This is a genomic window from Microbacterium sp. 8M, from assembly GCF_902506375.1.
Classification (GTDB): Bacteria; Actinomycetota; Actinomycetes; order Actinomycetales; family Microbacteriaceae; genus Microbacterium.
In genome coordinates, this window is sequence record NZ_LR733284.1 from 1,738,572 (window position 1) to 1,758,871 (window position 20,300).

The window sequence follows — 20,300 nt, forward strand, 5'->3', positions numbered from 1 at the left end:
CCCCGCCTACGCTGGTAGGCATGCAACCCACACGTTCGGTCCGGCCGTTCGAAGTCGTCTCGGAGTACGCGCCCGCCGGTGATCAGCCGCAGGCGATCGCCGAACTCGCCGCCCGCATCAACGCGGGCGAGACCGACGTGGTGCTGCTCGGCGCCACCGGAACCGGGAAGTCCGCCACCACGGCCTGGCTCATCGAGCAGGTGCAGCGGCCCACGCTCGTGCTCGCCCACAACAAGACGCTCGCCGCGCAGCTCGCGAACGAGTTCCGCGAGCTCCTGCCGCACAACGCGGTCGAGTACTTCGTCTCGTACTACGACTACTACCAGCCCGAGGCGTACGTGCCGCAGACGGACACCTTCATCGAGAAGGACTCCTCGGTCAACGCCGAGGTCGAGCGCCTGCGCCACTCCACGACCAACTCGCTGCTCAGCCGTCGCGACGTGGTCGTGGTCTCGACGGTGTCCTGCATCTACGGCCTCGGCGCCCCCGAGGAGTACCTGCGCGCGATGGTCGCACTGCAGGTGGGGGAGCGCTACGACCGCGACGCACTCATCCGGCAGTTCATCGCCATGCAGTACAACCGCAACGACGTCGACTTCTCGCGCGGCAACTTCCGGGTGCGCGGCGACACGATCGAGATCATCCCGGTCTACGAGGAGCACGCGATCCGCATCGAGCTGTTCGGCGACGAGATCGAGGCGCTGTACTCGCTGCACCCGCTCACGGGCGAGGTGATCGCGAAGCTCGACTCCGTTCCGATCTTCCCGGCCTCGCACTACGTCGCCGGCACCGATGTCGTGCAGCGGGCGATCGGCCAGATCGAGGAGGAGCTCGCGGAGCGGCTCGCCGAGCTCGAGCGCCAGGGCAAGCTGCTGGAGGCGCAGCGGCTGCGGATGCGCACGACGTTCGACCTCGAGATGCTGCAGCAGCTCGGGTTCTGCTCGGGCATCGAGAACTACTCGCGGCACATGGACGGCCGCCAGGCCGGGGAGCCCCCTCACACGCTGCTGGACTTCTTCCCCGACGACTTCCTGCTGGTCATCGACGAGTCGCACGTGACGGTGCCGCAGATCGGCGCCATGTACGAGGGCGACGCCTCGCGCAAGCGCACGCTCGTCGATCACGGATTCCGACTGCCGAGCGCTCTCGACAACCGGCCGCTGCGCTGGGACGAGTTCACCAAGCGGATCGGTCAGACCGTCTATCTGTCCGCCACCCCGGGCAAGTACGAGATGGGCATCGCGGACGGGGTCGTGGAGCAGATCATCCGCCCGACGGGCCTGGTGGATCCCGAGATCGTCGTGAAGCCGTCGAAGGGGCAGATCGACGACCTGCTCGAGGAGATCCGGATCCGCGTCGCGCGCGATGAGCGCGTGCTGGTCACCACGCTCACGAAGAAGATGGCCGAAGAGCTCACCGACTTCCTCGGGGAGCACGGCGTCAAGGTGCGCTATCTGCACTCGGACGTCGACACCCTGCGCCGCGTCGAACTGCTGACCGAGCTCCGGGCCGGTGTCTACGACGTCCTCGTCGGCATCAACCTGCTCCGTGAGGGTCTCGACCTGCCGGAGGTCTCGCTGGTCGCGATCCTCGACGCCGACAAGGAGGGCTTCCTGCGCAGCGGCACGTCCCTGATCCAGACGATCGGGCGCGCGGCCCGCAACGTCTCGGGTCAGGTGCACATGTACGCCGACACGGTCACCGACTCTATGGCGAAGGCGATCGAGGAGACCGAGCGGCGCCGCGAGAAGCAGATCGCGTACAACACCGCGAACGGGATCGATCCGCAGCCGCTGCGCAAGAGGATCGCGGACATCACCGACGTGCTCGCTCGCGAGGGCGCCGACACCGCGGAGCTGCTGGCCAAGCGCACGAAGTCGGGTCGCGGCAAGTCGCCGACGCCGAACCTGCGCCGTGAGGGCATCGCCGCGGAGGGCGCCGTGCAGCTCGAGGAGACGATCGCGGACCTGTCGGCGCAGATGCTCGCGGCCGCCGGGGAGCTGAAGTTCGAGCTGGCGGCGAGACTGCGGGATGAGGTGCAGGACCTGAAGAAGGAGCTGCGGGCCATGGAGCGCGCCGGACACGCCTGAGGCGTGCGTCTGAGCTGCGGCCGAGGGAGCGGAAGAGGACATGGCGGACGCATCGGTGGTGGAGCTTGCGGACCGGATCCGTGCGCTGCTCGGCGGCGACGGCGAGATCGAGGAGCGCGCCATGTTCGGCAGCCGGGCATTCCTCGCCGACGGGCGGATCCTCGTCGGCGCGCGCAAGGGCGGAACGCTCCTCGTGCGTGTCACGGCGGAACGCGCGGCGGCGCTGCTCACGGAGCCAGGGGTGTCCCGCGCGGTGATGGGCGCGCGGACCATGAGCGAGAACTGGCTCGACGTCTCCGCAGACGCCGTCGCCGATGACGCAGCCCTCATGGGGTGGATCGACCTCGCCCGGGAGGACGCGGAGACCGTCTGACCGCACCGGTCGCGCCGGTCGCCGTCAGGGTGTACCCGGGTGCGCCGTGTGTGTGCGACGGGACGCGAGCCCTCAGGGGCAGTGCACGAGCGGCTTCGGCCCGCTGCGGTCGATCTCGTGCGCCGTCATCGGGGCGCCGCACAGGGGGCAGCCGCGCTGAGCCCGCTCGGCGGCGGACGGCGGGGGCGTCGACTCGTATGGGCCGACCGATGCCGGGCCCGCGAACCGGATGAGGGTCGTGTTGATCCAGGCGTAGAGGCCGCCGGCCTCGCGGATGCGCTGACGGAGCGACGGGCGCTCAGTGGATGCGTTCACCATGATGCTTAGTGTACTAACGATTAGGCCGTTGATAACATCAGGATGTGAGTGAGACCTCCGCCGACGACCTGCTCCGCTTGGACAAGCAGCTGTGCTTCGCACTGGTGACGGCCGCGCGCAACGTCGTGGCCGTCTACCGCCCGATCCTCGAACCGCTCGGGCTCACGCATCCGCAGTACCTCGCCATGCTGGCGCTGTGGGAGCAGTCGCCGCGCTCGCTCGGCGATCTCGCCGCCGCCCTGGCCATGGAGCCGGCGACCGCGTCGCCCCTGGTCAAGCGGCTGGAGGGGGACGGGCTGATCGAGCGGCGCCGCAGCAGCGCGGACGAGCGCCGGCTCGACATCGCGCTCACCGCGAAGGGCGCCGACCTGCGCCAGGCGGCGCTGGACGTGCCCCGGCAGGTGATGGCGCGCCTCGGCATGAGCGTGCCGGAGGTGGAGGCCGTCCGGGACGCCCTGACCCGGTTCGCCGGCGCCGTCGAACTCTGACGCACCCGGATCGAACACCGACGGCGGGCGTGGCAGAGCGCTGCGGACCCGGGGTCCGGAGCCAATGTCCGAGGCCGCTTCTAGACTTGACGGGTGCCGATCGTACCCGTAACCAGCCCCGGAAGACTCAGCGTCCGAGGCGCTCGTGTCCACAACCTCCGCAACGTCGACCTCGAGATCCCGCGCGACTCCCTCGTCGTCTTCACGGGCCTCTCCGGCTCCGGCAAGTCCAGCCTCGCGTTCGACACGATCTTCGCCGAGGGACAGCGCCGCTACGTCGAATCGCTGAGCGCCTACGCGCGTCAGTTCCTCGGACAGGTCGACCGCCCGGACGTCGATTTCATCGAGGGGCTGAGCCCCGCGGTCTCGATCGACCAGAAGTCGACGAACCGCAACCCGCGCTCCACCGTGGGCACGATCACCGAGATCTACGACTACATGCGCCTGCTCTGGGCGCGCATCGGCGTGCCGCACTGCCCGCAGTGCGGGGAGCGGATCCAGCGCCAGACGGTGCAGCAGATCGCGGATCAGCTCATGGAGCTGCCCGAGCGCACGCGGTACCAGATCGTCGCACCGGTCGTCACCCAGAAGAAGGGCGAGTTCGTCGACCTCTTCCGCGAGCTCGGCGCGAAGGGCTATGCGCGCGCGATCGTGGACGGCGAGCTGATCCAGCTCGCCGAGCCGCCGGTTCTCAAGAAGAGCTACAAGCACGATATCGGCGTGGTGGTGGACCGCCTCGTGGCCGCGCCCGACATCCTCGGCCGCGTCACCGATTCCGTCGAGACCGCCCTGGGCCTGGCCGGCGGGGTCGTGCAGGTGAACTTCGTGGACGAGGAGGGCGACGACGCCTGGCAGTCGTTCTCGGAGAAGCTGGCGTGCCCCAACGGGCATCCCATCACGCTCACCGAGATCGAGCCCCGCACCTTCTCGTTCAACGCGCCGTTCGGCGCCTGTCCCGCCTGCTCCGGCCTCGGCACCCGGATGTCGGTGGATGTGGATCTCATGCTGGGCGATGAGACGCTGTCGATCCGCGAGGGCGCGATCATCCCGTGGACCACCCAGGGCAAGGGGCTCTTCCAGTACTATGAGCGCCTGCTCGAGGGGCTCGCGGCAGACCTCGACTTCTCCCTCGACACCCCGTGGCAGGACCTGCACTCCGACGTGAAGCAGGCGGTGCTGCACGGGGAGAACTACAAGGTCACCGTCAAGTGGAAGAACCGGTACGGCCGCGAGATGCGGTACTCGTCCGGCTTCGAGGGCGTCGTGCCCTACATCGAGCGCCAGTACCAGCAGGCCGAGAGCGACACCCAGCGCAGCCGCTGGGGCGAGTACCTGCGCGAGGTGCCGTGCCCCGTGTGCAACGGCGACCGCCTGAAGCCCGAGGTGCTCGCGGTGCGCGTGCACGGGCATTCGATCGCCGAGGTCTCGCACCTGAGCCTCGCCGAGGCGCAGGACTTCATGCAGCGCCTCGAGCTCAGCCCGCGCGAGGCCAAGATCGCGGCGCAGGTGCTCCGCGAGATCCGGCTGCGCCTCGAATTCCTGCTGCAGGTCGGCCTGTCCTATCTGAACCTCAGCCGCTCCGCCGGCTCGCTCTCCGGCGGCGAGGCGCAGCGCATCCGCCTCGCGACCCAGATCGGATCCGGGCTCACCGGCGTGCTGTACGTGCTCGACGAGCCCTCCATCGGCCTTCACCAGCGCGACAACCGCCGGCTCATCGAGACGCTGCTCACGCTGCGCGACCTCGGCAACACCCTGATCGTCGTGGAGCACGACGAGGAGACCATCGAGGCGGCGGACTGGGTGGTCGACATCGGCCCCGGCGCCGGCGTCAACGGCGGTCTCGTGGTGCACTCCGGTCCCTATGACGCCCTGCTGCGTGAGAAGGGCTCGATGACGGGCGACTATCTCGCCGGCCGCCGCGAGATCGTCACGCCGAAGAAGCGCCGGCGGATCGACCGCAAGCGCATGCTCAGCGTCGTCGGGGCGAAGGAGAACAACCTCCGCAACGTCACCGCCGAGTTCCCGCTCGGAGTGCTCACCGCCGTCACCGGCGTGAGCGGATCCGGCAAGTCGTCGCTCGTGAACGACATCCTGTACCGGGTGCTCGCGCAGCGGCTCAACGGCGCGCGCACCGTTCCCGGCAAGCACACGCGGGTCACCGGGCTGGACAACCTCGACAAGGTCGTTCACGTCGACCAGGCGCCGATCGGCCGCACGCCGCGGTCGAACCCGGCGACGTATACGGGCGTGTTCGACCGCATCCGCACGCTGTTCAGCGAGACCCCCGAGGCGAAGGTCCGCGGTTACCAGCCCGGGCGCTTCAGCTTCAACGTCAAGGGCGGACGCTGCGAGGCGTGCTCCGGAGACGGCACGATCAAGATCGAGATGAACTTCCTGCCCGACGTGTACGTGGACTGCGAGGTCTGCCACGGCAAGCGCTACAACCGCGACACCCTCGCCGTGCACTACAAGGGCAAGAACATCGCCGAGGTGCTGGAGATGCCGATCGAGGAGGCCGCGGAGTTCTTCGAGCCGATCCAGGCGATCCACCGCTACATGAAGACGCTGGTCGACGTCGGTCTCGGCTACGTCCGGCTCGGACAGTCGGCGACCACCCTGTCCGGCGGCGAGGCGCAGCGCGTCAAGCTCGCCACCGAGCTCCAGCGCCGCAGCAACGGCCGTTCCATCTACGTGCTCGACGAGCCGACCACCGGCCTGCACTTCGAGGACGTCCGCAAGCTCCTCGAAGTGCTCAACGGGCTCGTCGACAAGGGCAACACCGTGATCGTGATCGAGCACAACCTCGACGTCATCAAGTCCGCCGACTGGGTGATCGACCTCGGTCCCGAGGGCGGATCCGGCGGAGGCCAGATCATCGCCACCGGCACGCCCGAGCAGGTCGCGCGCAACGCCGACAGCCACACCGGGGCGTTCCTGGCGGAGATCCTGGGCACCGCCCCCGCTGGGGCGCGGCCCGGTGCGCGGCGGGTGCTCGAACGCAAGGCGGGTTGATGGCCGAAGAACTTCCGTACAAGCCGAGGCCGGGGGAGATCCCCACCGACCCCGGGGTGTACCGGTTCCGCGATGCGCAGGGCCGGGTGCTCTACGTGGGCAAGGCGAAGAACCTGCGTCAGCGTCTCTCGAACTACTTCGCCCCCTTGCGCACGCTGCACGAGCGCACCCGTCGGATGGTGACCACGGCCGCGTCCGTGGAGTGGACCGTGGTGCCGACCGATGTCGACTCGCTGCAGCTCGAGTACATGTGGATCAAGGAGTTCGATCCGCCGTTCAACGTGCGCTACAAGGACGACAAGTCCTACCCGTTCATGGCGATCACGCTGGCCGACGAGGCGCCGCGGGTGATCGTCACGCGCAACCGGCGGATCCCCGGCGCCAAGTACTTCGGCCCGTACCCGAAGGTGTGGACGGTCCACGACACGATCGACCAGATGATCAAGGTGTTCCCGATCCGCACGTGCAGCGACGCGAGCTATCGCAAGGCGATGGCGACCGGCCGGCCGTGCTTCCCGGGCCAGATCGGCAAATGCGGCGGACCCTGCTCGATGACGGTGACCATCGCCGAGCATCGCGCCATCGTCGACGACTTCATCGCGTTCATGGAGGGCGGCGACGAGCGGTTCACCCGCGAGCTGACCCGGCGGATGCACGAGGCCTCGGCGGCGATGGATTACGAGAGCGCCGCCAAGTACCGCGACCGGCTGGCCTCGATCGACGCCGTGCTGGGCCGCAGCGCCCTGGTGCTCCCGCAGGACGAGGACGCGGACCTGTTCGGCATCGCCGAGGACGAGCTCTCGGCGGCGATCCAGCACTTCGTGATCCGGGGCGGCCGGGTGCGGGGCGTCCGAGCATCCACGCTCGACAAGGAGATCGACATCTCCGGCGCAGACCTGGTCGACCAGATCCTGCAGCGCGTCTACGGCGAGGCGAGCGGCGATCAGGTGCCGCGCCGCGTGCTCGTGCCGTCCCTGCCCGAGGACTCCGCCGAACTGGAGCAGTGGCTGCGGGACCGCCGCGGCAAGAAGGTCGAGATCGCGGTCGCCCAGCGCGGGCAGCGGGCCGAGCTCATGCGCACCGCGACGCTCAACGCCCAGCAGGCGCTCATCCGGCACAAGACGCGGCGGTCGAGCGACTACGCCACGCGCACGCAGGCGCTCACCGACCTGCAGGACGCGCTCGGCCTCGACGAGGCGCCGCTGCGGATCGAGTGCTACGACATCTCGCATCTGGGCGGCACGAACGTGGTCGCCTCGATGGTCGTCTTCGAGGACGGCCTGCCGCGGAAGGATCAGTACCGCTCCTTCAACATCGCCGAGACCACCGATGACACCGACTCGATGTACCAGGTGCTGCGGCGGCGCCTCGCACACCTCGACGCACCAGAGGAGGAGCGCGAAGACGTCCTGATCGGCGAGGACGGCGAGGAGCTGGTCGTGACCGAGCGGCGCAGGCCGCGCTTCGCCTACCCGCCGCAGCTGCTGATCGTCGATGGCGGCAAGCCGCAGGTCGAGGCGGCGGCGCGCGCTCTCCGCGACGCGGGGCGGTCGGACATCGCGCTGTGCGGCATCGCGAAGCGACTCGAGGAGCTGTGGCTCCCGGGCGAGGAGTACCCCGTCATCCTCCCGCGGACGAGCGAGGCCCTGTACCTCGTGCAACGGCTGCGCGACGAGGCGCACCGATTCGCGATCACGCACCAGCGCAAGCGGCGCAAGCGCGACATCGCGTCCATCCTGGGTGAGGTTCCTGGCCTCGGCGCGGCGCGCATCAAGGCGCTGCTGCGGCACTTCGGATCCGTCGCCGCGCTGCGGCGCGCCACCGCGGAGGAGATCCAGGAGGTGCAGGGGATCGGACCCGCGCTCGCCGAAGCCATCCGGGTCCATCTCGCCGGTGCTGCCGGGGAGACCGCCCCGACGCCGGTCGCGGTCGGTGCCGGATCCGATTCCGGTGCTTCGGCGTCCCCGCCTTCTGGCTAGGCTGGGACGCGAGCGAGGAGGAGAGCAGACATGAGCGCCGACCAGGGTGAGTTCCTGATCGTCACCGGAATGTCGGGCGCGGGTCGCTCGACCGTCGCGAACGCGCTCGAGGATCTGGGCTGGTACGTCGTGGACAACCTGCCCCCGCAGATGCTCCGGCCGCTGCTCGATCTCGCCAATCTCGGCGGGGCGGCGCTGCCGAAGGTGGCCGCCGTGGTCGACGTGCGCGGTCGTGACCTGTTCGACGGCTTCCCCGGCGTGGCTCGAGCGCTGCGCGAACACGGATCCGTGCAGGTCGTGTTCCTCGACGCCTCCGACGACGTGCTCGTGCGCCGCTTCGAGTCGGTCCGGCGTCCGCACCCGCTGCAGGGTGACGGCACCCTGCTCGACGGCATCCGCACCGAGCGCACCAGGGTCGCGCCGCTGCGCGAGGCGGCCGACATCGTCATCGACACCTCGAGCTTCAACGTGCACCAGCTCGCCACGAAGGTCAACGAGGTGTTCGCCGAGGAGGGCGCGGCGCGGCACAAGGTCACCGTGATGAGCTTCGGCTTCAAGTACGGGCTGCCCTCGGACGCCGATCTCGTGGCGGACATGCGCTTCCTGCCCAACCCGTTCTGGATCGACGAGCTGCGCGGATCCACCGGCCTGGACGCGGAGGTGCGCGACTACGTGCTCACCAGGGAGGGCGCGCAGGAATTCCTGGACGCGTACACCACGGCGCTCCGGCCCGTGCTGGAGGGGTACCAGCGCGAGAACAAGAGCCACTCCACGGTCGCGATCGGCTGCACCGGCGGCAAGCACCGCTCCGTCGCGATGGTGGAGGAGCTCGCGGCACGTCTCGGCCAGATCCCCGGCGTCGCCGTGACCGTGCGGCACCGCGACCTCGGCCGCGAGTGAGACGCTCCCCGGCGGGTGCACAGCGCATCGGCCGGGTAAGCTGATCCCTTGCGCCGAGATCCGGCGCCGCCCGTGAGAAGGAGACCCGTGGCACTCACCACCGACGTCAAGGCCGAGCTCGTCAGCATCCGGAACGCACCGCCCTCGGTGCGCGTCGCGGAGGTGACGGCGGTGCTGAGGTTCGCCGGGGGGCTGCACCAGATCGCCAACCGCATCGCGGTCGAGGCGGAGGTCGACGCGGAGCTCCTCGCGCGCCGGGTGGCGCGCGATCTCGCCGAACTGTTCGGCGTCCGTCCGGAGATCGCGCCGATCCAGGGCGCGTCCAGCCACGACGGCGCCAAGTACGCGGTCCGCGTGATCGCCGCGGGGGAGACGCTCGCGCGTCAGACCGGCCTGCTCGACCAGCGCCGGCGTCCCGTGCGCGGCCTGCCGAACCGACTCACCACGGGCTCCCGCGAGGAGCTCGCCGGCCTCTGGCGCGGTGCGTTCCTCGCCGCCGGATCGCTGAGCGAGCCGGGCCGCTCCGCCGTGCTCGAAGTCGCGTGCCCGTCGTCCGAGGCCGCCATGGCCCTCGTCGGAGCGGCGCACCGGATCGGCATCGCCGCGAAGGCCCGCGAGGTGCGCGGCATGCCCCGCGTGGTCATCCGCGAGCCCGAGGGCATCCGCGCCGTGCTCAGCCTCATGGGCGCGACGAAGACGGCCGCCGCCTGGGAGGAGATGCGCCAGCGCCGCGAGGTGCGCGCCGGCGTGAACCGCCTGGTCAACTTCGACGACGCGAACCTGCGCCGCTCTGCGCAGGCCGCGGTCGCCGCCTGCGCGCGCGTCGAGCGGGCGCTGGAGATCCTCGGCGACGACGTCCCCGAGCACCTGCGCACGGCCGGAGCTCTCCGGCTCGCGCACCGCGATGCGAGCCTCGACGAACTCGGGCACCACGCCGACCCGCCCCTCACCAAGGACGCCGTGGCCGGCCGGATCCGGCGCCTGCTCGCGATGGCCGACAAGCGCGCCCAGGCGGAGGGAATCCCCGGCACCGAGGCGGCCGTTCCCGCCGGTCTCGACGTCTGATCCCCTTCTTCGCGGGCTTTCGTTCCAGCACGTGGAAACACGCCGGGGCGGGGCCCGCGAAGCCGTCATATCCGGAAGGATCCGGACGATCCGCGCGTTGCCGTCACTAGGATGAATGACGTCCGCCCCGTGTGCACCACCGAGCCTCGGGGGACCGGCAAGCGCCGCGAGCGCGGCGCGGATTGGATGACATCGACATGGCGATCTACACGCTGCCCGACCTTCCCTACGACTACGCGGCGCTCGAGCCGCACATCAGCGGCAAGATCATGGAGCTGCACCATGACAAGCACCATGCCACCTACGTCGCCGGAGCGAACGCGGCGCTCGAGGCGCTCGCCGAGGCCCGTGAATCCGGCAACCTCGCCAACGTGAACAAGCTCGAGAAGGACCTCGCGTTCAACCTCGGCGGCCACGTGAACCACTCGATCTTCTGGACCAACCTGTCGCCGAACGGCGGCGGCCAGCCCGAGGGCGAGCTGAAGGCGGCCATCGACGAGTTCTTCGGCTCCTTCGAGAAGTTCCAGGCGCACTTCACCGCCAACGCCCTGGGCATCCAGGGATCGGGCTGGTCGGTGCTGAGCTGGGATCCGATCGGCGCCCGCCTGATCATCCAGCAGCTCTTCGACCAGCAGGGCAACACCGCGCAGGGCACCGTGCCGCTGTTCCAGCTGGACATGTGGGAGCACGCGTTCTACCTCGACTACCTGAACGTCAAGGCCGACTACGTCAAGGCCGCCTGGAACATCGCGAACTGGGAGAACGTGGCTCAGCGCTTCGCTGCAGCGCGCGAAAAGACGGACGGACTGCTGGTACTGTCGTAAAAGATGGGCGTCCTGATGGGCGAAAAGCCCATCAGGACGCCGTTGTCCGCGTTATCTGCAAGAATCACGCACTTCCTTGAGTAAGAACCAGGAGACTTTCGTGTCTGTCAAGATCGGTATCAACGGCTTCGGCCGCATCGGACGCAATTACTTCCGCGCAGCGCTGGAGCAGGGCGCGGACCTCGAGATCGTCGCGGTCAACGACCTCACCGACAACAAGACTCTCGCGCATCTGCTGAAGTACGACTCGGTGGGCGGCGTGCTCAACGCGGACGTGAGCTACGACGAGGAGAGCATCACGGTCGACGGCCACCACATCAAGGCCTTCGCCGAGCGCGATCCCGCGAACCTGCCCTGGGGCGAGCTGGGCGTCGACATCGTCATCGAGTCGACCGGCTTCTTCACCAATGCCGACCTGGCGCGCAAGCACATCGAGGCCGGCGCCAAGAAGGTGCTGATCTCCGCTCCCGCCACCGGCGACGACGCCACCATCGTCATGGGCGTCAACGAGGAGACCTACAACCCGGAGACCGACCACATCATCTCCAACGCCTCCTGCACGACGAACTGCCTCGCGCCGCTCGCGAAGGTCTTCAACGACGAGTTCGGCATCGTCCGCGGCTTCATGATGACCGCGCACGCCTACACCGCCGACCAGAACCTGCAGGACGGCCCGCACAAGGACCTGCGTCGCGCCCGCGCCGCCGCGATCAACATCGTTCCGGCCTCGACCGGTGCCGCCAAGGCCATCGGCCTGGTCCTCCCGGAGCTGAACGGCAAGCTCAGCGGCTCGTCGTACCGCGTGCCGGTGCCCACCGGCTCGATCGTCGACCTGACCCTCATCACGGACCGTGACGACCTCACGGTCGACGAGGTCAACGCCGCGTACGCGAAGGCCGCCGCCGAGGGCCGTCTGAACGGCTACCTGCAGTACAACGACGACGAGATCGTCTCGAGCGACATCCAGGGCAACCCGTTCTCGTCGATCTTCGACTCCACGCTCACCAACGTGTCGGGCAACCTGGTCAAGGTCTCCAGCTGGTACGACAACGAGTGGGGCTACTCGAACCGCCTCGTCGACCTGACCGAGTACGTCGCCGAGCGTCTCTAAGCTCGACATATGACTCTGCGCACCCTCGAATCCCTCGCCGATTCGGTCGGTTCGCTCGACGGAACGCGCGTCATCGTCCGTTGTGACCTCAACGTCCCCCTTCGGGACGGGGTCATCACGGACGATGGCCGCGTTCGCGCGTCGGTGCCGACCCTCAAAGCCCTCATCGAGCAGGGCGCCCGTGTGATCGTCTGCTCGCACCTGGGCCGCCCCGATGGGGCGCCCGATCCGCAGTACAGCCTGGCTCCGGTCGCCACGCGCCTCGGTGAGCTGCTCGAGCAGCCCGTCGCGTTCGCGACCGACACCGTCGGCGCCTCGGCGCAGGAGGCGGTCGCCGACCTGCAGCCGGGCGGCGTCCTCGTGCTCGAGAACCTCCGCTTCAACCCGGGGGAGACCGCGAAGGACGACGCCGAGCGCCGCGCGTTCGCGGAGCTGCTCGCCGCACTGGGCGATGCGATGGTGTCGGACGGCTTCGGCGTCGTGCACCGCAAGCAGGCCAGTGTGTACGAGCTCGCCCAGATCCTGCCGTCCGCGGCCGGCCTCCTCATCGAGGCCGAGCTGGACGTGCTGGACCGGCTCACGGAGAACCCCGAGCGTCCGTACACGGTCGTGCTCGGCGGATCCAAGGTCTCCGACAAGCTGGGCGTGATCTCCCACCTGCTGCCGCGCGTCGACCGCCTGCTGATCGGTGGCGGCATGCTGTTCACCTTCCTCAAGGCACAGGGCCACCCGGTCGCCTCGAGCCTGCTCGAGGAGGACCAGCTGGACACCGTCCGCGGCTACATCGCGGAGGCTGCGGAGCGCGGCGTCGAACTCGTGCTCCCCACGGACGTCGTCGTCGCCGCCTCCTTCTCCGCAGACGCTGCGCACGAGACGACGGCGGCCGACGCCATCGAGGACACCGCTTTCGGCGCCGCGGGCATCGGCCTGGACATCGGCCCGGAGACCGCAGCGCGCTTCGCGGAGGCGATCCGCGGATCCAAGACGGTCTTCTGGAACGGTCCGATGGGCGTGTTCGAGTTCCCGGCGTTCGCCGCCGGAACCCGCGCGGTCGCCGAGGCGCTGACCCAGACCGACGGACTGAGCGTGGTCGGCGGGGGCGACTCCGCCGCGGCCGTGCGCCAGCTCGGCTTCGCGGACGACCAGTTCGGCCACATCTCGACGGGCGGAGGCGCGAGCCTCGAGTTCCTGGAAGGCAAGAAGCTCCCCGGACTGGAGGTCCTCGGATGGCAGTGAGTGTTGGTTCCGGGTCGTCGGCTACGCCGAACAGGAGCCGTACCCCGCTGATCGCGGGCAACTGGAAGATGAACCTCGACCACCTGCAGGCGGTCGCGTTCGTGCAGAAGCTGCACTGGACGCTCAAGGACGCCAAGCACGAGGACGGAACGGTCGAGGTGGCCGTCTTCCCGCCGTTCACCGATCTGCGCAGCGTCCAGACCCTCATCGACGCCGACAAGATCCCGTTCGCCTTCGGCGCCCAGGACCTGTCGCAGCACGACGCGGGTGCGTACACCGGGGAGATCTCCGGTGCGTTCCTCGCCAAGCTCGACGCGAAGTACGTCATCATCGGCCACTCCGAGCGTCGCGAGTACCACGCTGAGAGCGATGAGATCGTCGCGGCGAAGACGAAGGCCGCGATCAAGCACGGACTGGTGCCGGTGATCTGCGTCGGCGAGACCGCCGAGGACCTGGAGAAGCACGGCGCCAGCGCCGTACCTGCCGGTCAGCTCGAGGTCGCGCTGCAGGGGCTCGACGCGAAGGCGGACATCGTCGTCGCATACGAGCCGGTCTGGGCCATCGGCTCCGGCCAGGCGGCCACGCCGCAGCAGGCGCAGGACGTCTGCGCCGTGCTGCGCGGCGTGATCGCGAAGGCCCTGGGCGACGAGGCCGCCGCACGCACCCGGATCCTCTACGGCGGCTCGGTGAAGTCGGCGAACATCGCCGGGTTCATGCGCGAGCCCGATGTGGACGGTGCCCTGGTCGGCGGCGCGAGCCTCGTGGTCGACGAGTTCGCCGCGATCGTGCGCTACCAGAAGCACGTCGGGGTGTGACACGCGTCCCCGCCCGAAGGGGCGGGGACGTCTCGACGTATAATTGACCGTTACCCGGGATCCCGCACGCCCGTGCGGGCCCGAGCGAAAGGCCGATCCGTGGATATTCTCCAGTTCATCCTGCAGGTGCTGCTGGGCATCACCAGCGTCCTGCTGACCCTCCTGATCCTGCTTCACAAGGGACGCGGCGGAGGCCTGTCCGACATGTTCGGCGGCGGAATGTCGTCGGCCGTCGGCTCCAGCGGACTCGCCGAGCGCAACCTCAACCGGTTCACGGTGGTCCTGGCCCTGGTCTGGTTCGTCGCGATCGTCGGACTCGGCCTCATCACGAAGTTCGAGGCGATCTGATGGCTACCGGCGGCAACGCGATTCGAGGGACGAGGGTCGGCTCCGGCCCGATGGGCGAGCAGGACCACGGCTACCACGCCGACCGCATCGCGGTGTCGTACTGGGACGGGCTCGGCAACGAGACCGTCCGGTACTTCGCGGCGGGCCTGCCCGAGGAGGAGATCCCGGACATCATCGACCACCCGCACTCCGGTCTGCCGGCGGGGCGGGACAAGAACAACCCGCCGGAGATCGCGAAGGCGGAGCCCTACAAGACGCACCTCGCCTACGTGAAGGAGCGTCGCACGGACGAGGAGGCCGAGCAGCTGCTCGGTGACGCCCTCGCCCAGCTTCGGGAGCGTCGCGGCCAGGCCTGAGCCCTTCCGCGCCCACGAGAGCCCCTGCACACGCAGGGGCTCTCGTCATGTCCGGGGCGACCGATGCCGAGGGCCGTCCGATGCGGCGGCCTCGGCGCACGCGCGGGTCAGCGGCAACCGGCGGCTGTCTGGACCAGAGAATCCGGGGGAGAGCCGTAGGCGGACGTGCCGTTGGCGTCGTCGGTGAATCCCATGCTGATCGCCCACGCGGTGGCCCAGGCCTCGGCCGTGGTCGCATCGGTCGTGTCGTACATCGTGCGGCAGCGGATCGTGATCGCATGCCCGACCTCGTGGGCGACGATCGCGTGCGCGGAGTCGCTCGGCCAGTCCTGGGCGATCGAGTTGGAGAGCCGGATCGTGGCGTAGCCGCCGCGGTCGTACCACCAGGACGTCTCCGCAGAGAGGTATCCGTTCGACTCGCCCTTGCCGTTCACGAGATCCGACCACTCGAAGTCCATCAGGATCCCTGGTGCGAGCGAGCGCGCGAAGGCCTCGAGGTCGAGCCGGGACTGCTCCAGCGGCCCGGACTCGGCGGCGAGGGTGGTCGCGTGCGACTGCTCCAGCTTCTGGACAGCCTGAACGAGCGCCGCGTAGTCGCCGGATACCCGGGGCTGGAACGGGGATGCGCGCTGCTTGACCTGATCGACAGCCGCGCGGACGTCGAGGACCGCCTCGTTGTCCGCCGGGACGTTCGCGCCCTCGGCGGCTGCGGCGCGGTCGGCCGCGGTGCTAACAGCCGTCGACGCAGCGGTGCGCAGAGCGTCCGTGCTCGCGCGGAGCGGGCGCTCGGCATCGGAGAGCGACTTCGTGCTGGCACGAGCGCGGGCGACGAGCCGCTCGAGCCGTGCTGTCTCGGCGTTCACGTCCCAGAACCAGAACTCCCGCGCGCCGACGTGCGGATGCGCGCCGGGGAGGAGCGCGGTGGCCGCCTTCGCCTGCTGCGTCGCCGTGTCTCCGGCAGCACTGAGCGCCGCCCTGGCATCCGGGGGCAGCAGCCCGTCGTCGGGCACGGCGAGCACCGCGGTCGCGGCGTCGCGCACGCTGTTCACGCCGGTGAGCGCGGATTGCAGATCGCGCGACGCGTCGTCCTGCCGTTCGAGGGTGTGGCGCAGGCCCGTGCTCGCCTGGTCGAAGCGCTGCCACGCGGTCAGCTGAAGCGCTGCCAGGCCCGCGAGCAGGAGGACGACCGCCGCAGCCGAGAGCACCCAGGGGAGGACGCGCCGCCGCGTCCGCCCGACTGATGGCGTCGCGGGCGGGGTCTCATCGCCCGCCGCCGTCTGCGGCTCGTGCATCGCGGTCCCGTCGGTCGGTGCCGGCGCCCGTCGCGCCGGGGGGCGATCCGCCCCCGGGACATGCTCTCACGGACAGGCCTGCCATCCGGGCGAGAGCGCGCGCTCGCTCAGAGGTAGGGGAGGAAACTCCGCGGAACGGTCACGTTGTCCGGCAGGCCCGTGAACAGCGGCGCGACCTGCTCCGGCCGGTATCCGGCGATCCCGCAGCCGACGGGTGTGAGCAGGAACCTGAGCTCGGGGTGGGCGGCGGCGTACTCCGTGAACGTCCGCGCCTCCGCGGCCAGGACGTCGAGGCCGCTCATCGTGTCGATGGCGTAGGTGCTGCCGTGGTGGCCGTGGCCCTCGCCCCACACCGCGCCGAAATCGCGGTGTGCGATGAGCGCGGCCCCGCCTCCGTGATGTCCCGCGGCGTTCGACCCGAAGACGAACACCTCGCCCGGAGCGAGAGCCGTGATGCGGCCCGGCGTGATCTCCATGCGTGCTCCTCCCGACGGAGCGAACTCTACGCCGGGATGGGAGGAAGTGCTGGAGGGGGTGACGGGAATCGAACCCGCGCAATCAGTTTGGAAGACTGAGACTCTACCATTGAGCTACACCCCCGGGCCCTCGTCGAGCGAGGCCGGCCGTGACGGAACGTCTCGGTGCATCCATGAGCATACCTGACTGTCGGGGGTGCTCGGTTCCGTTAGACTCTTCAAGGCCGTTCCCGCGCGCGCGGGTTCCTACCCCGGGGCGTAGCTCAGCTTGGTAGAGCGCCCGCTTTGGGAGCGGGAGGTCGCAGGTTCAAATCCTGTCGCCCCGACTGCAGTGACGAGAACGATCCGCAGGATCGTTCGCGTCACTGCACGAGGTCGACAGGCGAGGCTCCAGCGCAGAGGCTCCACGCGTTGCGCATGCGACGTGTGGAGAAGCGTCTGGAGATGCGCCCTTGTGCGACGTTCGACCCGAAGGGCCGGACGAGCCCACGGGGTCGCAAGCCGGAGCTCGCAGCGACAGAACCCACGACTTCACACTCGCACGATGACCACCGCGCGGGACATTCACAAGGAGAACACACCAGCATGGCGAACAGCACCGTCGAGAAGCTTGCCCCGACTCGGGTCAAGCTGCACATCACGGTCACCCCCGAAGACCTCAAGCCCAGCATCGCGCACGCGTACGAGCACATCGCGCAGGACGTGCAGATCCCCGGTTTCCGGAAGGGCAAGGTGCCCGCGCCGATCATCGACCAGCGTGTCGGCCGGGGTGCCGTCATCGAGCACGCCGTCAACGAGGGCCTGGACGCCTTCTTCCGTGAGGCGACCCTCGAGCACAACCTCCGCATCGTCGGCCGCCCGTCGGCCGAGGTGGTCGAGTGGCCGAGCGAGAAGGACTTCTCCGGCGACCTCAAGGTCGAGGTCGAGGTCGATGTCCGTCCCGAGATCGAGGTGCCCTCGCTTGACGGCATCACGCTGACCGTCGACGCCGTCGAGGCCGATGACGCCGCCCTCGACGCTGAGCTCGACCGCCTGCGCGCCCGCTTCGGCACGCTGGTCCCGGTCGACCGCCCGGTCAAGGCCGGCGACTTCGTGGAGCTCGATCTGGTCGCCGCCATCGACGGCGCCGAGATCGACCGCGCCGAGGGCGTGTCGTACGAGGTCGGCTCGGGTGAGCTGCTCGAGGGCATCGACGACGCGATCGAGTCCCTGACCGCCGGTGAGGACACCACCTTCCGCTCGAAGCTCGTCGGCGGCGACCACGCCGGTGAGGAGGCCGAGGTCTCGGTGACCGTCAAGGCCGTCAAGGAGCGCGAGCTGCCCGAGGCCGATGACGACTTCGCGCAGATCGCCAGCGAGTTCGACACCATCGGCGAGCTGCGCGACAGCCTCCGCGAGTCCGTCTCGCAGCAGGGCGTCTTCACGCAGGCTTCCGCCGCGCGCGACAAGCTCGTCGAGACGCTGCTCGAGCAGATCGACATCCCGGTGCCGCCGCAGCTCATCGAGGACGAGGTGCACAACCACCTCGAGGGCGAGGGTCGCCTCGAGGACGACGAGCACCGCGCCGAGGTCACCGAGGCGAGCACCAAGCAGTTCAAGACGCAGGTGCTGCTCGACGCGATCGCCGAGGACGCGAACGTCCAGGTGTCGCAGGACGAGCTCAGCCAGTACCTGATCCAGTCCGCTGCGCAGTACGGCATGGCTCCGCAGGAGTTCGTCGAGGCGCTGCAGTCGGCCAACCAGCTGCCGGTGCTCGTCGGCGAGGTCGCCCGCAACAAGGCCCTCGCGGTCGCCCTGGGCAAGGTCACCGTCGTGGACTCGAACGGCAAGCCGGTCGATCTGACCGGCTTCGTGGCCGTCGAGGACGAGGCAGGCGACGACCAGGCCGGCGAGGCGGAGGAGGCTCCGGCCAAGAAGGCCCCTGCCAAGAAGGCTCCGGCCAAGAAGGCTCCCGCCAAGAAGGCCGCGGCGAAGGCCGAGGACGCCGCTGAGGCTCCGGCTGAGGAGAAGCCGGCCGCCAAGAAGCCGGCCGCGCGCAAGGCTCCGGCCAAGAAGGCGGCGGACGCCGAGTAAGCACAGGATCCGAGGATCCGGAAGGGGGCGAGCGCCGCGCGTGCTCGCCCCCTTCGCGTCCCTGGCCGCGCCCGCTGCGACGCCTGATATGCCGACGGCGAACACGGCCGGGCGCGTGCGTTGTCGCCGGTAGATTCGAATCACCGAACACGGAAACAGGAGCGGAAATGGCTGAACCCCTGGTCGCGACGAGCGTCTTCGACAGGCTGCTCAAGGATCGCATCATCTGGCTGGGATCCGAGGTGCGGGACGAGAACGCCAACGAGATCTGTGCCAAGATCCTCCTTCTCGCCGCCGAGGACCCCGAGAAGGACATCTACCTCTACATCAACTCGCCCGGTGGATCCATCACGGCCGGCATGGCGATCTACGACACGATGCAGTTCGTGCCGAACGACATCGTCACCGTCGGCATCGGCATGGCCGCCTCGATGGGCCAGCTGCTGCTGACCAGCGGTACCAAGGGCAAGCGCTACATCACCCCGAACGCCCGGGTGCTGCTGCACCAGCCGCACGGCGGCTTCGGCGGCACCGCGAGCGACATCCAGACGCAGGCGCAGCTCATCCTCGACATGAAGAAGCGCCTCGCCGAGATCACCGCGGCGCAGACCGGCAAGACCGTGGAGCAGATCAACGCGGACGGCGACCGGGACCGCTGGTTCTCGGCGCAGGAGGCACTGGAGTACGGCTTCGTCGACCACATGCGCGAGCACGCCAGCGACGTGCACGGCGGTGGCGGCACGGGCGCCGACGGCTCGGACAAGTAAGGCTGGAGAGGACACCCATGTACACACCCACGTTCCGCTCCGCCGGCAACCTGCCCTCGAGCCGCTACGTCCTTCCTCAGTTCGAGGAGCGCACGGCCTACGGCTTCAAGCGCCAGGATCCGTACAACAAGCTGTTCGAGGATCGCGTGATCTTCCTCGGCGTGCAGGTGGACGACGCGTCCGCCGACGACGTGATGGCGCAGCTCCTCGTCCTGGAGAGCCAGGACTCCGAGCGCGACATCACGATGTACATCAACTCGCCCGGTGGTTCGTTCACGGCCATGACGGCGATCTACGACACCATGCAGTACGTGGCGCCGCAGATCCAGACCGTGGTGCTCGGCCAGGCTGCTTCCGCCGCATCCGTGCTGCTGGCGGCCGGCGCGCCCGGCAAGCGCCTCGCGCTGCCGAACGCGCGCGTCCTGATGCACCAGCCGGCGATGGGCGAGGCTGGTCACGGTCAGGCCTCGGACATCGAGATCCAGGCGGCGGAGATCCTCCGCATGCGCACGTGGCTCGAGGAGACGATGGCCAAGCACACCGGCAAGTCGGTGGAGCAGGTCAACCGCGACATCGACCGCGACAAGATCCTCTCGGCCGAGGAGGCGAAGGAGTACGGCATCGTCGACCAGGTGCTGTCCAGCCGCAAGCGCCAGGCGCTGAGCTGACGCGCTGAGCTGCTGACGTAGGGCGGTCCGGATCCCGATCCGGGCCGCCCTTCTGCGTCCCGCTCCGGTTTGCGCGGGTGAGCGCGGCGTGTTGCTCATATGAGCAGAT

19 protein-coding genes and 2 tRNA genes are annotated in these 20,300 nt (G+C 69.3%); 17 read left to right on the forward strand and 4 right to left on the reverse strand.

Features of this window, described 5'->3' with window-relative positions; translation table 11 throughout:
- Positions 1 to 20 precede the first annotated feature (20 nt).
- Both uvrB and AERO9AM_RS08245 read left to right on the forward strand, forming a co-directional pair.
- Positions 21 to 2,090 carry an excinuclease ABC subunit UvrB gene (uvrB, locus tag AERO9AM_RS08240; RefSeq protein WP_159575706.1) on the forward strand — a complete coding sequence of 690 codons (2,070 nt, stop codon included), beginning with the start codon at positions 21 to 23 and terminating at the stop codon, positions 2,088 to 2,090.
- A 40-nt stretch (positions 2,091 to 2,130) separates the two neighbouring features.
- Complete coding sequence (locus AERO9AM_RS08245) at positions 2,131 to 2,463, forward strand: TfoX/Sxy family protein (protein WP_236602540.1); 333 nt, start codon at positions 2,131 to 2,133, stop codon at positions 2,461 to 2,463.
- A gap of 72 nt (positions 2,464 to 2,535) precedes the next feature.
- Here AERO9AM_RS08245 and AERO9AM_RS08250 read toward each other — a convergent pair whose 3' ends face one another.
- A complete protein-coding gene (locus AERO9AM_RS08250) occupies positions 2,536 to 2,781 on the reverse strand; it encodes a hypothetical protein (protein WP_159575707.1) in 246 nt (81 codons plus the stop codon).
- Positions 2,782 to 2,825: 44 nt separating this feature from the next.
- Between AERO9AM_RS08250 and AERO9AM_RS08255 the strand changes: the two genes are divergently transcribed.
- From AERO9AM_RS08255 to AERO9AM_RS08305, 11 genes are all read left to right on the forward strand, one after another.
- Positions 2,826 to 3,269 carry a MarR family winged helix-turn-helix transcriptional regulator gene (locus AERO9AM_RS08255; protein ID WP_236602541.1) on the forward strand — a complete coding sequence of 148 codons (444 nt, stop codon included), beginning with the start codon at positions 2,826 to 2,828 and terminating at the stop codon, positions 3,267 to 3,269.
- A 93-nt stretch (positions 3,270 to 3,362) separates the two neighbouring features.
- Positions 3,363 to 6,281 (forward strand): excinuclease ABC subunit UvrA, encoded by a 2,919-nt coding sequence (uvrA, locus tag AERO9AM_RS08260; protein WP_159575708.1) that lies wholly within the window; start codon positions 3,363 to 3,365, stop codon positions 6,279 to 6,281.
- A complete protein-coding gene (uvrC, locus tag AERO9AM_RS08265) occupies positions 6,281 to 8,260 on the forward strand; it encodes an excinuclease ABC subunit UvrC (RefSeq protein WP_159575709.1) in 1,980 nt (659 codons plus the stop codon). Before uvrA ends, uvrC begins: the two co-directional genes overlap by 1 nt.
- Positions 8,261 to 8,290: 30 nt before the next feature.
- Positions 8,291 to 9,160, forward strand: coding sequence for an RNase adapter RapZ (gene rapZ, locus AERO9AM_RS08270; protein ID WP_159575710.1), 870 nt, complete (start codon positions 8,291 to 8,293; stop codon positions 9,158 to 9,160).
- A gap of 87 nt (positions 9,161 to 9,247) precedes the next feature.
- Positions 9,248 to 10,225, forward strand: coding sequence for a DNA-binding protein WhiA (gene whiA, locus AERO9AM_RS08275; protein ID WP_159575711.1), 978 nt, complete (start codon positions 9,248 to 9,250; stop codon positions 10,223 to 10,225).
- Positions 10,226 to 10,422: 197 nt separating this feature from the next.
- Complete coding sequence (locus tag AERO9AM_RS08280; protein ID WP_159575712.1) at positions 10,423 to 11,049, forward strand: superoxide dismutase; 627 nt, start codon at positions 10,423 to 10,425, stop codon at positions 11,047 to 11,049.
- Positions 11,050 to 11,149: 100 nt separating this feature from the next.
- Positions 11,150 to 12,160 (forward strand): type I glyceraldehyde-3-phosphate dehydrogenase, encoded by a 1,011-nt coding sequence (gene gap / locus AERO9AM_RS08285; protein WP_159575713.1) that lies wholly within the window; start codon positions 11,150 to 11,152, stop codon positions 12,158 to 12,160.
- 9 nt (positions 12,161 to 12,169) lie between these two features.
- Positions 12,170 to 13,396, forward strand: coding sequence for a phosphoglycerate kinase (locus AERO9AM_RS08290; protein ID WP_159575714.1), 1,227 nt, complete (start codon positions 12,170 to 12,172; stop codon positions 13,394 to 13,396).
- On the forward strand, positions 13,387 to 14,211 hold the full coding sequence (tpiA, locus tag AERO9AM_RS08295; protein WP_159575715.1) for a triose-phosphate isomerase: 825 nt from the start codon (positions 13,387 to 13,389) through the stop codon (positions 14,209 to 14,211). The genes AERO9AM_RS08290 and tpiA overlap by 10 nt, the downstream gene beginning before the upstream one ends.
- Positions 14,212 to 14,310: 99 nt before the next feature.
- Positions 14,311 to 14,559: a preprotein translocase subunit SecG gene (secG, locus tag AERO9AM_RS08300; protein WP_159575716.1), complete on the forward strand. Its 249-nt coding sequence runs from the start codon at positions 14,311 to 14,313 to the stop codon at positions 14,557 to 14,559.
- Complete coding sequence (locus tag AERO9AM_RS08305; RefSeq protein WP_159575717.1) at positions 14,559 to 14,915, forward strand: RNA polymerase-binding protein RbpA; 357 nt, start codon at positions 14,559 to 14,561, stop codon at positions 14,913 to 14,915. The genes secG and AERO9AM_RS08305 overlap by 1 nt, the downstream gene beginning before the upstream one ends.
- Before the next feature lie 107 nt (positions 14,916 to 15,022).
- Here the strand turns inward: AERO9AM_RS08305 and AERO9AM_RS08310 are convergent, their stop codons facing one another.
- The 3 genes from AERO9AM_RS08310 to AERO9AM_RS08320 form a co-directional block, all read right to left on the reverse strand.
- Entirely contained in the window at positions 15,023 to 16,207 is a 1,185-nt protein-coding gene (locus tag AERO9AM_RS08310; protein WP_159575718.1) for a hypothetical protein, read from the reverse strand.
- Between the two features lie 107 nt (positions 16,208 to 16,314).
- Positions 16,315 to 16,683 carry an A1S_2505 family phage non-structural protein gene (locus AERO9AM_RS08315; protein WP_159575719.1) on the reverse strand — a complete coding sequence of 123 codons (369 nt, stop codon included), beginning with the start codon at positions 16,681 to 16,683 and terminating at the stop codon, positions 16,315 to 16,317.
- Between the two features lie 50 nt (positions 16,684 to 16,733).
- A tRNA-Gly gene (locus tag AERO9AM_RS08320) sits at positions 16,734 to 16,807 on the reverse strand.
- Positions 16,808 to 16,935: 128 nt separating this feature from the next.
- Here AERO9AM_RS08320 and AERO9AM_RS08325 point away from each other — a divergent pair.
- From AERO9AM_RS08325 to AERO9AM_RS08340, 4 genes are all read left to right on the forward strand, one after another.
- Positions 16,936 to 17,009, forward strand: a tRNA-Pro gene (locus AERO9AM_RS08325).
- 259 nt (positions 17,010 to 17,268) lie between these two features.
- A complete protein-coding gene (tig, locus tag AERO9AM_RS08330; RefSeq protein WP_159575720.1) occupies positions 17,269 to 18,756 on the forward strand; it encodes a trigger factor in 1,488 nt (495 codons plus the stop codon).
- A gap of 167 nt (positions 18,757 to 18,923) precedes the next feature.
- Complete coding sequence (locus AERO9AM_RS08335; protein ID WP_159575721.1) at positions 18,924 to 19,523, forward strand: ATP-dependent Clp protease proteolytic subunit; 600 nt, start codon at positions 18,924 to 18,926, stop codon at positions 19,521 to 19,523.
- A gap of 17 nt (positions 19,524 to 19,540) precedes the next feature.
- Positions 19,541 to 20,191 carry an ATP-dependent Clp protease proteolytic subunit gene (locus AERO9AM_RS08340; RefSeq protein ID WP_159575722.1) on the forward strand — a complete coding sequence of 217 codons (651 nt, stop codon included), beginning with the start codon at positions 19,541 to 19,543 and terminating at the stop codon, positions 20,189 to 20,191.
- Positions 20,192 to 20,300: the final 109 nt, after the last annotated feature.